13 protein-coding genes are annotated in these 12,869 nt (G+C 61.9%); 3 read left to right on the top strand and 10 right to left on the bottom strand.

Going from position 1 to position 12,869, the window contains the following annotated elements; genetic code table 11:
- Nucleotides 1–75 precede the first annotated feature (75 nt).
- The 10 genes from PQQ51_RS18220 to PQQ51_RS18175 form a co-directional block, all read right to left on the bottom strand.
- Nucleotides 76–753 carry a glutathione S-transferase gene (locus PQQ51_RS18220; RefSeq protein ID WP_408498181.1) on the bottom strand — a complete coding sequence of 226 codons (678 nt, stop codon included), beginning with the start codon at nt 751–753 and terminating at the stop codon, nt 76–78.
- A 120-nt stretch (nt 754–873) separates the two neighbouring features.
- Complete coding sequence (locus PQQ51_RS18215) at nt 874–2,514, bottom strand: AMP-binding protein (RefSeq protein ID WP_408498179.1); 1,641 nt, start codon at nt 2,512–2,514, stop codon at nt 874–876.
- Nucleotides 2,515–2,584: 70 nt separating this feature from the next.
- Nucleotides 2,585–2,980, bottom strand: a complete 396-nt coding sequence (locus tag PQQ51_RS18210) for a RidA family protein (RefSeq protein ID WP_408498178.1) — start codon at nt 2,978–2,980, stop codon at nt 2,585–2,587.
- A complete protein-coding gene (locus PQQ51_RS18205; protein WP_408498177.1) occupies nt 2,977–3,429 on the bottom strand; it encodes an acyl-CoA thioesterase in 453 nt (150 codons plus the stop codon). The genes PQQ51_RS18210 and PQQ51_RS18205 overlap by 4 nt, the downstream gene beginning before the upstream one ends.
- On the bottom strand, nt 3,426–4,631 hold the full coding sequence (locus PQQ51_RS18200) for an acyl-CoA dehydrogenase family protein (RefSeq protein WP_408498176.1): 1,206 nt from the start codon (nt 4,629–4,631) through the stop codon (nt 3,426–3,428). The genes PQQ51_RS18205 and PQQ51_RS18200 overlap by 4 nt, the downstream gene beginning before the upstream one ends.
- 1 nt (nt 4,632) lies before the next feature.
- On the bottom strand, nt 4,633–5,484 hold the full coding sequence (locus tag PQQ51_RS18195) for an enoyl-CoA hydratase family protein (RefSeq protein ID WP_408498175.1): 852 nt from the start codon (nt 5,482–5,484) through the stop codon (nt 4,633–4,635).
- Between the two features lie 30 nt (nt 5,485–5,514).
- The gene (locus tag PQQ51_RS18190) at nt 5,515–6,078 is read right to left on the bottom strand and encodes a MarR family winged helix-turn-helix transcriptional regulator (protein ID WP_408498174.1); all 564 of its coding nucleotides are present in this window, start codon (nt 6,076–6,078) and stop codon (nt 5,515–5,517) included.
- Nucleotides 6,075–6,848, bottom strand: coding sequence for an SDR family NAD(P)-dependent oxidoreductase (locus tag PQQ51_RS18185; protein WP_408498173.1), 774 nt, complete (start codon nt 6,846–6,848; stop codon nt 6,075–6,077). Before PQQ51_RS18185 ends, PQQ51_RS18190 begins: the two co-directional genes overlap by 4 nt.
- Nucleotides 6,845–9,217, bottom strand: coding sequence for a bifunctional salicylyl-CoA 5-hydroxylase/oxidoreductase (locus PQQ51_RS18180; RefSeq protein WP_408498172.1), 2,373 nt, complete (start codon nt 9,215–9,217; stop codon nt 6,845–6,847). The genes PQQ51_RS18185 and PQQ51_RS18180 overlap by 4 nt, the downstream gene beginning before the upstream one ends.
- A 241-nt stretch (nt 9,218–9,458) precedes the next feature.
- Nucleotides 9,459–10,418 carry a LysR family transcriptional regulator gene (locus PQQ51_RS18175; RefSeq protein ID WP_408498171.1) on the bottom strand — a complete coding sequence of 320 codons (960 nt, stop codon included), beginning with the start codon at nt 10,416–10,418 and terminating at the stop codon, nt 9,459–9,461.
- Nucleotides 10,419–10,535: 117 nt separating this feature from the next.
- Between PQQ51_RS18175 and PQQ51_RS18170 the strand changes: the two genes are divergently transcribed.
- The 3 genes from PQQ51_RS18170 to PQQ51_RS18160 form a co-directional block, all read left to right on the top strand.
- Complete coding sequence (locus PQQ51_RS18170; RefSeq protein ID WP_408498170.1) at nt 10,536–11,612, top strand: porin; 1,077 nt, start codon at nt 10,536–10,538, stop codon at nt 11,610–11,612.
- 20 nt (nt 11,613–11,632) lie between these two features.
- Nucleotides 11,633–11,806 (top strand): hypothetical protein, encoded by a 174-nt coding sequence (locus PQQ51_RS18165; protein WP_408498169.1) that lies wholly within the window; start codon nt 11,633–11,635, stop codon nt 11,804–11,806.
- Between the two features lie 129 nt (nt 11,807–11,935).
- A partial coding sequence (locus PQQ51_RS18160) for an FAD-dependent monooxygenase (protein WP_408498168.1) occupies nt 11,936–12,869 on the top strand: 934 nt, incomplete at its 3' end.

Here is a 12,869-nt window from a genome sequence, read left to right as displayed (position 1 = left end):
GGCAATCGGGGGATTTTTCAGTCTAGCACCCGCCAGTTTCGCGCCACAACTACGATTTCCTGGTCGGCGCAAGGGTCAATCGCCGCCCAGCAATTCGTATTTGCCGCCGCGTTCGAGTGCTCGTTGATAAGCGGGCCGCGCATGAATGCGTTTGAGGAAACCGGCGATCGCGGGGATCTGCCCTTCCATGCCGCCGCGCGCGCTGGCGGCTTCGAGCGGGAAGCTCATCTGCACGTCGGCGGCCGTGAAGTCGTTGCCGACGAACCAGCCGGTCGCGCTCAATTCTTTGTCGATGTAACCGAGGTGCAGTTTCAACTGCGGATCGACGAAAGTGGACTGCAGTGTCGAGGCGATCTTGCGCGCAATCGGTTTGGCGAAGAACGGCATCGGCGCGGCGGCGATCCGCAAGGCCACCAGTTTCAGCAGCAATGGCGGCATCGCGGAGCCTTCCGCGTAGTGCAGCCAGTAGGTGTAACGCAGCCGTTCCGGCGTGCCCGGTGCCGGCGCGAAGCGGCCGTTGCCGTACTTGTCGATCAGATATTCGATGATCGCGCCCGACTCGGCGATGGTCTGGCCGTTGTCGGTAATCACGGGAGACTTGCCGAGCGGATGCACGGCGCGCAATTCGGGCGGCGCGAGCATCGTTTTCGGATCCCGCTGGTAGCGCTTGATCTCGTACGGTACGCCGAGTTCTTCGAGCAGCCACAACACGCGTTGCGAGCGGGAGTTGTTCAGATGGTGGACGGTCAGCATGTGTTGTCGTCAGGTGGGCTGTGAAACGTCACATGATAGGGGTGTTATGCAGAGGCGGGGCTCTAGTCCCGCCGCCACCCTGAACGACCACTCCGGCTCACGAGGTTGCCCGCTTGAGGGTTACGTCATCGTGCGCAACTCGAAGCGTTTGAGCTTGCCGGTTTCGGTGCGCGGCAATGCGTCGACGAAGGTAACCATGCGCGGATATTTATACGGCGCAACGCTATTTTTCACGAAATCCTGTAGCTGCGCGATCAGTTGGTCGCTCTGCTCGAAGCCTGGGTTCAGCACGACGAAGGCTTTCACGACCTGTCCGCGAGTGTCGTCGGGCACGCCGATCACGCCGCATTCGGCGACCGCTTCATGTTGCAGCAGCACGCTCTCCACTTCCGGGCCGGAGATGTTGTAGCCGGCGGAGACGATCATGTCGTCGGCGCGCGCCTGGTAGAACACGTAGCCGTCTTCGTCCAGATAGACCGAGTCGCCCGGCAGATTCCAGCCGTCGCGCACGAACTTCGCTTGCCGGTCGTCTGCGAGATAGCGGCAGCCGGTCGGACCGCGTACCGCGAGCTTGCCGATCGTGCCGGGCGGCACCGCTTGCATGTGATCGTCGACTGCCTGCACGACATAGCCGGGTACCGCGCGGCCGATCGCATGCGGGCGGATCTGCTCGCCTTGCGCAGAGATGAAGATATGGATCAGTTCGGTGCCGCCGATCCCGTCGATCATGTCGATGCCGGTCGCGTCGTGCCAAAGACGCCGCGTGGAATCCGGCAGCGCCTCGCCGGCGGACACGGTTTTCTTCAGGCTCGACATGTCGTGATGCGCAACCAGCGGCGCCATCTGCCGATAGAACGTCGGCGCGGTAAACATGATGGTCGCGTGAAAACGCTCGACGGTCTGCAACAAGGTCTCGGGCGTGAGCTTCTCGATCAGCACCGTCGATGCGCCCGCGCGCAGCGGAAAGCACAGGAGCCCGCCGAGTCCGAATGTGAAAGCGAGCGGCGGCGTGCCGCAAAAGATGTCGTCCGGCGATGGCTTCAATACATGGCGCGGAAACAGATCGCACATCGCCAGGACGTCGCGATGGAAATGCATGCAGCCCTTCGGCGCGCCGGTCGTGCCGCTGGTGAAGGCGATCAGGCACACGTCGTCCGCGGCCGTGTCGCATGCGGTGAAGCGATCGGGTTTGTTGATCGCGAGCGTGTCGAGCGAATCGGGCGCGTCGTGATGGAACAGCAGTGTTTGCTTCAGGCCCGCGCAGTAGAACTCGTCTCGCGGATCAGTGCAGCGCGCGAGTTCGTCGGTAAGACGAGCGTCGCATAGCGCCGCGCCGACCTGCGCTTTGTCGACGATCTGCTTCAGTTCCTTCGCGCGCAGCAGTGGCATGGTCGGCACCACGACCAGACCGGCCTTTAGCGCAGCTAGTGCCGTCACTGCCATGTGCAACGTATTCGGCCCGCGCAACAGCACGCGGTTGCCGGGCTGCAAACCCATTTCGTCGATCAGCACGTGCGCGCTGCGATTCACCAGCGCAAGCAATTCGCCGTATGTGGTGGCGTGCAGCGTGCCGTCGACGTCGGACCAGATCGCGGGCCGGTCGCGATGACCTGCTTCGATGTTCCTGTCGAGCAGTTCGGTTGCGCAGTTGAAGCGCGCCGGATAGGCCACGTCGGGATTGTCGAGCAGAAAAACGGGCCATTGATCCTGCGGCGGAAGATTGTCGCGCGCGAAGGTATCGACGTGTGCTGACGGTTCCATCATGGTCTCCCGGGCGTTGAGCCGGCTGAATGCGCTTCGGTTGGCTTGGCGGTTTCGCGTGTCGTTCGGGTTATTGCGGGATCACCGCCGTGGCTTCGATCTCCACTTTCGCTTCGTCTTCGATCAGCGCGACAACCTGCACCGCGCTCATCGCGATGTCGTAATCGCCGATCAGCTCACGAAACGCGCCGCCGATATTTTTCAGCGAGGCGAGGTATTCGCGCTTATCGGTGACGTACCACGTGAGGCGCACCAGATCGCGCGGCTCGCCGCCGGCTTCGCGCAGCACGGCCACGATATTTTTGAGCGCCTGAATCGCCTGTTCGGCGAAATCGTGGGTCTGGAACCGCGCCTGTTCGTCCCAGCCGATCTGTCCGGCGATGAACACCTGCGTGCCGGTCGCCGCGACGCCGTTCGCGTAGCCGCGCGGCTTGACCCAACCGGCGGGAAGGAGAGCTTTTTTCATGAGCGCTGGGCCTCGATGGAGTCGTTGAATTCGGGTTGCGGAGCGAACTTCGCGAGAGCGCTCGCGATGTCGCGGGGAATCTCGATCGCGTGGCCGGCTGCCAGCGATGTCGTGACCAGAACCTGCTTCGCGCTGAAGCGCGTTTCGTCGCCGCAACGGCCGACGATGTCGATGCCGATCGAGCGGCGGCCGATTTTCGTCACCGCCAGCGACAGCGTGATCGTTTCGCCCATCTGGCTCGGCCGCGAAAACTCGCAATCGAGTTTGACGATCGGCAGGCCGATGCGACGGTCGGCGATCATTTGCGCGTAGTCGATTCCGAGGCCTTCGTTGAACCAGTCTTCGACCAGCGCGTTGGTCATCACCAGATATTGCGGAAAGAACACGATGCCCGCCGGGTCGCAATGCGAGAAACGCACACGTACGGGTCTTTCGAAGATCGCGTTCATTTCGCTCGATCCTTCGCGACGGCGGCGTGCGCTTTCAACAGATCGCGACCGACGATCAACTGCTGTACTTCCGTGGCGCCTTCGTAAATGCGCAGCGCGCGGATCTCGCGATAAAGCATCTCGACGGCCGTGCCGCTTTGCACGCCCATGCCGCCGTAAAGCTGCACGGCGGCGTCGATGACTTGCTGTGCGCCTTCGCTGGCGTGCCACTTCGCCATTGCGGCTTCGCGCGTGACGTTCTCGCCCTGATCGCGCAGCCACGCGGCGCGATAGACCAGCAACGCGCTGCTGTCGATGGTCAAGGCCATTTGCGCGAGCCTGGCCTGCGTGAGTTGAAAGTCGCCTAGCGTCTGGCCGAACATCTTGCGCGATGCCGCTCGTGCGAGACCTTCCGCCATCGCATGACGGGCGAATCCCAGCGACGCTGCTGCCACGGACGTGCGGAAAATATCGAGCGTACGCATCGCGAGTTTGAAACCTTCGCCGGGTGCGCCGAGCATCTGGCTGCGCGGCACGCGTGCGCCAGCGAAATGCAGGCGTGCGAGCGGATGCGGCGCGATCACGTCGATACGTTCGGCGATTTGCAGACCGGGCGTGTCGGCGTCGACGATAAACGCGCTGATGCCGCGTGCGCCCGGTGCTTCGCCGGTGCGGGCGAACACCACGTAGAAATCGGCGATGCCGCCGTTCGAGATCCACGTTTTGTCGCCGTCGAGGACATACGCGTCGCCGTCTTCGCGAGCGGAAAGCGCCATTGCGGCGACGTCGGAACCGGCTTCCGGCTCCGACAAAGCGAATGCAGCGATTGCCGTACCGTTCGCAACGCGCGGCAGATAGCGGGTCTTTTGCTCATGCGTGCCGCCGAGCGAGATCGCGCCCGAGCCGAGACCCTGCATGGCCAACGCGAAATCGGCCAGGCCGTCGTGCTTCGCCAGCGTTTCGCGCAACAGGCAAACGGCGCGCGTGTCGATCGTGTCGCCGTGACCGCCGTACGCGGTGCCCCCAACGCCGTATTTCAGCCAGCCGGCCGCGCCGAGCTCGCGCACCAGATGCCGGCATGCCGCGTCCGTGTCGGTGTGGTCCACGTGGGTGAGATGCTCGCCGGCCCATGCGTCGATTGCGGCGGCCAGTTCGCGATGACGCGGTTCGAAGAACGGCCACGCCAGCGCGCTATGCAGATCGATTTCAGTATTGGCGCTCAACTCAATCTCCTTCGAAGACCGGACGCGACTTCGCGGCAAACGCCTTATAAGCCCGCTCGAAATCGCGCGTGCTCATGCAGATGGCCTGCGCTTGCGCTTCGGATTCGATTGCCTCATCGACGCTCATGCTCCATTCCTGATGCAGCATTTTCTTCGTGATGCCGTGCGCGAAAGTCGGTCCCGCGACGAGATCGGCCGCGAGTTTTTGGGCTTCATCGAGTAGTGCAGCCGGTTCGCACAAGCGGTTGTAGAAGCCCCATGCGTGACCTTCTTCGCCGCTTGCCGAACGGCCTGTGAACAGCAATTCGGCGGCGCGCCCCTGGCCGATGATGCGCGGCAGGATCGAACACGCGCCCATGTCGCAACCGGCCAGGCCCACGCGTGAGAACAGAAACGCGAGTTTGCTGCGCGCAGTGCCGAGGCGCAGGTCGGACGCCATCGCGAGAATCGCGCCGGCGCCGGCACAGACTCCATCGACGGCGGCGATCACCGGCTGCGGACAATGGCGCATTGCCTTGACGAGATCGCCGGTCATGCGCGTGAACAGCAGCAGTTCAGGCATCGGCAGATCGATCAGCGGCGCGATGATGTCGTGGACGTCGCCACCGGAACAGAAGTTTTCGCCCGCGCCGTGCAGTACGACGGCTTTCACGTCGGTTGCGTACGCGAGTTGGCGGAACAGGTCGCGCAGCTCCGCATACGATTCGAACGTCAGCGGGTTCTTGCGTTCGGGGCGGTTTAGCGTGATCGTCGCGACTTGGCCCGCGACCGACCAGCCGAAATGCTGTGCTTCGTAGCCGGCTAGCGTGACTCGGTTGCCGGCTAGCAGTGCTTCGGCGTTGGATCGTGTCATGTGTGTCTCCATTCCCATGCGAGGCCCGATTCAGTCCTTGAGACTATCGAGCAGATGCTTCTTGAGTTTGCCGAGACGCTGGTGTGTGCGCGATTTTTCGTCGAGACTCAAACCGCCGAACAGTTCGACAACCCATTGCTCGTGCGCGACCGCCATCTTGTCGAATGCCTTGCGGCCGGCCGGCGTCAGACAGACGCTAATCGAGCGGCGATCGTTCGGGTCGTTGTCGCGCGACACGAGGCCTTCTTTTTCGAGTTGATCCGTAATGCCGGTGACATTGCCGCCCGTAACCATCAAACGTCGCGACAACTCGGTCATCTTCAGACCTTCGGGATAACGTTCGAGCTGCGCCATCAGATCGAAACGCGGCAACGTAGTGTCGAACTCGTTACGCAGACGCTTGCGCAACTCCGCTTGCACGAGGTTGGTCGTGGTCAGCATGCGCAGCCACAGACGCAGCCCCATGTGACTGTCGGCGCCGGTACTCATTTCCAGGTCCACGACGTTCTCCGCGGGTTTGGCGACGCCTTTGCGGGGCGGTTTGTTTTCGGCTGCCGTTGCAACGGGCTTCTTGATGTTCGTAGACTTAGTCACATGACTTCTCCACCGGAGATGGATATGGCTTGGCCCGTGATCGCATCCGAGCCGGGTTGGCATAGCCATAAAACGGAATTGGCGACCTGTTCCGGACTGACGAAGCGGCGCTGCGGATTCGAGCGAAGCAGCGTTTCGCGCGCCTGCTGTTCAGTACGGGAGGTCTTGCTGGTGATCTGTTCGAGCGACGCGTGCAGCAATTCGGTTTCGGTGTAGCCTGGACAGACGGCATTGACCGTGATGCCTTTCGTCGCGACTTCCAGCGCAAGCGAGCGCGTCAAACCGATTACGCCGTGTTTGGCCGCGCAGTAGGCGGCCACGTACGCATAACCGATCTGTCCCGCTGTGCTCGCCACGTTGACGATGCGCCCATAGCCGCGTTCCAGCATGCCGGGGAGTGCCGCGCGCGTGCCGAGGAATACGCCGGTGAGGTTCACGTCGAGCATGCGCTGCCAGAGCGCCAGGTCGGTATTCGTGAACGGCGCGGCCTGCGCTTGCCCCGCGTTGTTGACGAGGATGTCGATCGCGCCCGCTTGAGCAAACGCGTTGTCGACGGAAGCTTCGTTCGTGACGTCGACGCTGATGCATTCAACCTCGCCGAGCGCCTGGCATTTTTCGCGTTGCGTAGCGAGACGTTGCGGGTCGCGGCCCATCAGTGTGACGCGTGCGCCGGCCTGCAGCAGCGCTTCGGCAACGGCCGCGCCAATACCACTGCCGCCGCCGGTGACGACCGCGTGCTGCCCTGCGAGTGACTGCGTGCGCGTGTTCACGTGGTTCCTTCTGCGCGTTGCGCGCGCTCTTGTGGCGACAGGCCGGCATTCAACGCCGCCTGTGCCCGTTCGCGTTCGAGATTGCGTTCGAGTTGCGACTTGGCCGCCGTATAGGGCTTCGGCCACATCACGTCGAAGTAGCCGATTTTGGCGGCCTCGTTCAAGGTCCACGCAGGGTTCGCCAGATGCGGGCGTGCAATGGCGCACAGATCCGCGCGGCCTGCCGCGATGATGCTGTTCACGTGATCCGCTTCGGAGATCGCGCCGACAGCGATCGTCGCGATGCCTGCTTCGTTGCGCACGCGATCGGCGAACGGCGTCTGGAACATACGGCCGTACACGGGCTTTTCTTCTTTGCTGACCTGGCCCGACGACACGTCGATCATGTCCGCGCCGGCCGCCTTGAACGCGCGCGCGATTAGCACTGCATCGTCCGGCGTGGTGCCGCCTTCGACCCAATCGTTGGCGGAAATGCGCACGGAGATCGGCTTATCCTGCGGCCAGACCGCACGGATCGCTTTGAAGACCTGCAACGGATAACGCAGACGGTTCTCGAGCGAACCGCCGTATTCGTCGGTGCGATGGTTCGTTAGCGGCGAAAGGAAGCTCGACAGGAAGTAGCCATGTGCGCAGTGCAGTTCGAGCCAATCGAAACCGGCTTGCGCCGACATCTGCGTTGCGCGGACGAATTGCGCTTCGATCTCGCGCAGATCGTCGGGCGTGGCCTCGCGCGAGTGCTGGCTGATGCCGCGCAAGTACTGTTGCGACGATGCCGAAACCAGCGGCCAGTTGCCTTCGTCCAAAGGCTGATCGATGCCTTCCCACGCGACACGTGTCGAGCCTTTGGCGCCGGAGTGTCCCAATTGAATGCCGATCTTCGCATCCGATTGCCGATGCACCAGATCGACAATGCGCTTCCAGGCCGTGAGATGTTCCGGCGCATACATGCCGGGACAAGCCGGAGTGATGCGTGCTTCCGGCGATACGCAGGTCATTTCCGTCATCACCAGCGCGGCGCCGCCCATCGCGCGAGCGCCGAGGTGCATCAGGTGATAGTCGCCGGCCACGCCATGTTCGGCGGAATATTGCGCCATCGGCGAGACCACGACCCGGTTCTTCAACGTGATGCCGCGCAACGTGAACGGCGTGAACATCGGCGGCACCGGGTGTTTGTCAGGTGCACGTTCTATGCCGGAACGGCGGGCCAGCCAGTCTTCGAACGAGCCGAGATAAGCGGCGTCGCGCTCGCGCAGATTCTCGTGCGAAATACGCTGCGAGCGCGTCAGCAAGGAATAGGCGAACTGCTCGGGTTCGAACGACGTGTAGCGATCCACGTGTTCGAACCATTCCGTCGAATTGCGCGCCGCGTTCTGAATGCGCAGCACGTCGATGCTGCGCACGTCGGTGTAATGCTTGAGCGCGGCGGCCAGATCGCCGGGATGCGCGCCGATGCTGTTCGCGAGTTCGATCGAATCTTCGAGCGCGAGCTTGGTACCCGAACCGATCGAGAAATGCGCGGTGTGCGCCGCGTCGCCCATCAGCACGATCGGCGTTTGCGTGCCGTTCGCGTTGCTGCGCCAATGCACCCATTCCTCATTCACGACGCGCGGGAAACGGATCCATTGCGATGAACCTCGCAAATGCGCGGCGTTGGAAAGCAGCGGATGACCGTCAAGGTACTTCGCGAACAGCTTTTCGCAGAAAGCGATGCTGTCCTCCTTGCTCATCTCGTCGAGACCGGCGGCGCGCCACACGTGTTCCGGCGTTTCGACGATGAAGGTGGAGGTTTCGTCGTCGAAACGATACGCGTGCGCCTGGAACCAGCCGAATTCCGTTTCTTCGAAAGCGAACGTGAAGGCGTCGAAGAGTTTTCGGGTGCCGAGCCAGACGAAGCGGCAATCGCGCATGTCGATGCTGGGGTTATACGTGGCGGCGTATTTCTGGCGGGTCGCGCTGTTGGCGCCGTCGCACGCGATGATCAGATCGGCTTCGTATTGGGTGTCGTCCGTGACCTGGGTTTCGAATACCAGCTTCACGCCGAGTGCTTCGCAGCGCGCCTGCAGGATATTCAGCAGACGTTTGCGGCCGATCCCGCAGAAGCCGTGTCCTGACGAGCGCACCTGCTGCCCGCGGAAATTGATTTCGATGTCGTCCCAGTGATTGAACGCGCCGAGGATCGCATCGGCACTCGGGGCGTCTGCCGCGCGCAGGTTGCCGAGGGTCTGGTCGGAGAACACGACGCCCCAGCCGAACGTGTCGTACGGGCGGTTGCGCTCGACCACGGTAACGTCATACGCCGGGTTCCGGCTTTTCATCAACAGGCCGAAATACAACCCGGCCGGACCGCCGCCGATGCAAACGATGCGCATGCTGGTTCCCCATGGTGGATGCTGCCGTTGGGGGTAATTTAGGCCTAGATAGTTTAGGTGTCAAGTAAATGGTGGGGGGTGAGGTCGTGGAGGCTCATGAACGTGATCGGAGAAATAAGGTCGCTCATGGCAGCCTCGCTGCCCGAGGCGGAAGGGAGAGGCTCGGCAGCGCCCAATACTGTTGGGAAAAGGACAATCCGCGATGCAAAACCATTTACTTAACGCTCAAGAGCAGATGCGTCTATCGAGTGGTGTCGAGAGACTTCGTCCGGTTGATCGGCGAGCGTTTGTTCTTTGCGACGTTCTCGACAAGCGCAATCAGTTTCGTCACTAGCGCGTTTCCCGTGTTGTGCCGCGGCAGGTAGATGCATGTCCGCATGCTCACGCGCGGCTCGAATCGGATCGCGACCAGTTCACTGAATGCCCCGCCTTTCAGCGCTTCCGGATGAACAAGCCCGACGCCGGCGCCAATGATCGCGAGATAGCATGCGGACATGCTGTTGCTGACTTCGAATGCCACGTTCAATTGATGCCCCGCCTCGGAGAACGCCGCTTCGAGCAGATCGATCGTTTGCGATTTCCTGTAGAGCGTGATGAGCGTCTCGCTCGTCAGATCGGCCGGTCGCAGCACGCTGCGCTTCGCGAGCGGATGATCGCGGCGGAGCACGGCCACCAGCGCCGAATTCATCACGTCGCGGATTTCGCATAGTTGCAGGATTCGTGCGCTAACGTCCTGACGCGGCGGCGTGGCGACACCCAGATCGATTTCATGGTTCGCGACCATTGCGAGGATCTTGTCAGTCGGTTCGTTGATCAATTCGACGCGCAGCGTGGGCTCCGTTTCGCGCAGCCGCCTCAGCGCTTCGGGCACGAGATAGGGCAATGCGCCGCCCCCGGCTGCGACCGTGATCAACGGCCCGGCCGCGTCCGCGAGGTGCGCGATTTCACGGCTTGCGGCCTCGACGTGACTCAGCGCCCGCTGCACGACAGGCAACAGCCTGTGCGCTTCCGGCGTGGCCTGCAGACGGCCGCCGACCCGCACGAACAGCTTGGCGTGCGACTGGCTCTCCATCACGGCAAGGGCCTTGCTAATAGCGGGAATCGAACAACCCAACTTGGTCGCAGCTTCCTTCAGGCCGCTGCTGGTCATCATTGCCGCGAAAGTCGTGAGTTGTCTGACCGATACCTTCCCGAGTTCCATCGTGCCCTCGCATTTAACCAAAAGTGAAAAGGTTTTTCGTTGCTGGTTGAATTTTGCCAAATCACCATAGCGCCGTGTCAAGCGGCACGACAAAAGTTTGGGTTAATGGGGTCCGCGATGAAAATAAAGAAGACAGTCTGGTTAGTTGCCTGCATTGCCGCCTCGGCCGCTCATGCACAAAGCAGTGTGACGTTGTACGGCAGTATCGACGTCGGCGTGGCCTACGTGAACAACGCGGGTGGCGCGAGCAAGGTGTTCATGGAGCAAGGCGAGTCGCAGCCCGACCGGTGGGGCCTGTATGGTGTCGAACATCTCGGCGGCGGACTTTCAACCGAATTCCGGCTCGAAAACGGCTTTTATACGAACTCCGGAGCAATGGCTAGTCCCTCGACGTTGTGGAACCGTCAGGCGTGGGTCGGTCTTGTATCGGAGTCCATCGGCACGCTGCGGCTCGGCCGTCAGACGCCGTTCAGCTTCGACTGGCTGAGCCCGTTCTCGACCGCTTATCAGTCGGGCAACTGGTTCGCATTCCATCCGGGCAACATCGACCAGCTTGCCGATACATCGGTGGTCCCGTACAACAACGCCGCACGCTACATCTCCCCGTCGTTTCACGGTTTGACGGTGGGCGCGATGATGGGCCTCGGCAATACGACGAACTTCGGCTACGGACGTAACCTGAGCGCGGCAGTCAAATACGACCTCGGTGCGTTCCATGCGACCGCCGTTTATCAGGACGAGCACAACCGTACGCCGACGATTACGACTGTAACGGCGCCCACGTTCGGCGGTCTTCCCGCCGCATCCTATACGGCCGACAGCACGGAAGAAGAAGGGTTCGGTGCCAGTTACGACCTTGGTGCTTTCAAGCTGCATGCGATGTACACGCGCGTCAAACTCACCACTGCCGGAATCAGCGAACTGTTCCAGTCCTACGATGGCGGTGTCAATTACCGTGTCAGCCCTGCCAGCCTGATCGGATTCGGCGGTGCAACGACGACGCTCGCTGGTTCTCGCTACACCCAGTTCTCGCTTGGCTACAACTACTCGCTGTCCAAGGCGACGCAGGTGTATGCCGATACCAACTTTGAGCGCGCATCGGGCGATAACGCGCGTGCGGCCCTCTACACAGCCGGAATCTCGAGCACGTCCAATCAGCTGTCGTTCAAAATCGGTATGCATCACTCGTTCTGAACGACTGAGACGGAGCAGGTATGTCAACTACACCGGGTCATGTCGCGCTCGACGATGAGTCGAGCCGCGCGGCGTTCCCGCAGGCTCATGAGAGCCTCGTGCGACTGGAGGCGGTGCCTCTGATTTCCGCCGCGGCGGTCTGGTGGCTTCGCATAGAGACGAAAGGCAAGGTATTGGAGGCGATCGAGGTGTGAGTATTGCCTCGCGCCGGCGTTACGGCGCAGAGGAAGTCGTCCGTGACACGGACCCGTGAGTGCGCCGGTCCGTGTGGGCCGTTTTGTGAGTCGGAGGATTGAATGGGTTGTATCAGGAAGGTACTTGTCGTGGGTGCGGGAATTGCCGGTTGTAGCGTTGCAATCGCGCTGAAGGACAAGGGAATCGATGTCACGCTCGTCGAGAAGCAGGATCAATGGCGCTTCCAGAGTTCCGGCATTTTCGTGTACGGCAATGGTCTTGGCGCGTTGGGTGCGGTGGGTGTCTTACCGGAGATCATCGGAGCCGGGTTCGCGATTGAAGGCGGAAACAACCTGTACTTCGATCACGAAGGGTCGCTGATTACGGAAACACGGTATCCCAGTCCGCGGGACGGCGTGCCTGCGATTCTCGGTATCAAGCGAGCGGAGATGCACCGTGTGCTGGCGAACCGGCTGCGAGGTCTCGACGTCGAGATCCGTTTGTCTACGACACTGCAAATCGTCGACGAGGATGCGAAGGCCGGTGTTGTTCATGTCGTGTTCGCCGACGGCACTGCAGACACTTTCGATCTCGTGATCGGGGCCGATGGCATCCGCTCGCAGGTCAGGACGCTGTTGTTCGGTGAGATCGAGCCGCAATATAGCGGCTTCGGCGTGTGGCGCAGCGTGCATGAAAGGCCCCGCGAACTGACGAAAAAAATTATGCAGATGGGCATCGGAAAACGGCTCGGCATTCTGCCGATCAGTGACGACAGGCTCTATATGTTCGGAACCGTGCGAGAGCCCGGCAAACCGTGGTACGAAAAGGAAAGCTGGGCCAGCGTAATGCGTTCGAAGTTCGCGGAGTTTTCGGGGCCAGCGCGACGCTTCCTTGACGAGCTTTGCGAGAAGACCGAGATGCTCTACACCGCTGTTGAAGAGGTCGCGCTGCCGCAGCCATGGCATCGCGGACGGACGGTCCTGATCGGCGATGCCGCCCACGCGTCGACGCCGTTCATGGGGCAGGGCGGAGCAATGGCTGTCATGGACGCGGTGCTGCTGGCCGAACAGGTATCGGACTGCA

Origin of the sequence: Paraburkholderia xenovorans, from assembly GCF_046030735.1 — a bacterium.
In the GTDB taxonomy this organism is placed as follows: Bacteria; Pseudomonadota; Gammaproteobacteria; order Burkholderiales; family Burkholderiaceae; genus Paraburkholderia; species Paraburkholderia xenovorans_A.
The sequence above is the reverse complement of the archived record's forward strand: the minus strand, read 5'-3'. Positions and strand labels throughout refer to the sequence as shown.

Coding starts and splice junctions, on each gene's coding strand:
- PQQ51_RS18205 (WP_408498177.1), bottom strand. CDS start 3,429: ATGAACGCGATCTTCGAAAGACCCGTACGTGTGCGTTTCTCGCATTGC.
- PQQ51_RS18210 (WP_408498178.1), bottom strand. CDS start 2,980: ATGAAAAAAGCTCTCCTTCCCGCCGGTTGGGTCAAGCCGCGCGGCTAC.
- PQQ51_RS18215 (WP_408498179.1), bottom strand. CDS start 2,514: ATGGAACCGTCAGCACACGTCGATACCTTCGCGCGCGACAATCTTCCG.
- PQQ51_RS18170 (WP_408498170.1), top strand. CDS start 10,536: ATGAAAATAAAGAAGACAGTCTGGTTAGTTGCCTGCATTGCCGCCTCG.
- PQQ51_RS18165 (WP_408498169.1), top strand. CDS start 11,633: ATGTCAACTACACCGGGTCATGTCGCGCTCGACGATGAGTCGAGCCGC.
- PQQ51_RS18195 (WP_408498175.1), bottom strand. CDS start 5,484: ATGACACGATCCAACGCCGAAGCACTGCTAGCCGGCAACCGAGTCACG.
- PQQ51_RS18180 (WP_408498172.1), bottom strand. CDS start 9,217: ATGCGCATCGTTTGCATCGGCGGCGGTCCGGCCGGGTTGTATTTCGGC.
- PQQ51_RS18175 (WP_408498171.1), bottom strand. CDS start 10,418: ATGGAACTCGGGAAGGTATCGGTCAGACAACTCACGACTTTCGCGGCA.
- PQQ51_RS18220 (WP_408498181.1), bottom strand. CDS start 753: ATGCTGACCGTCCACCATCTGAACAACTCCCGCTCGCAACGCGTGTTG.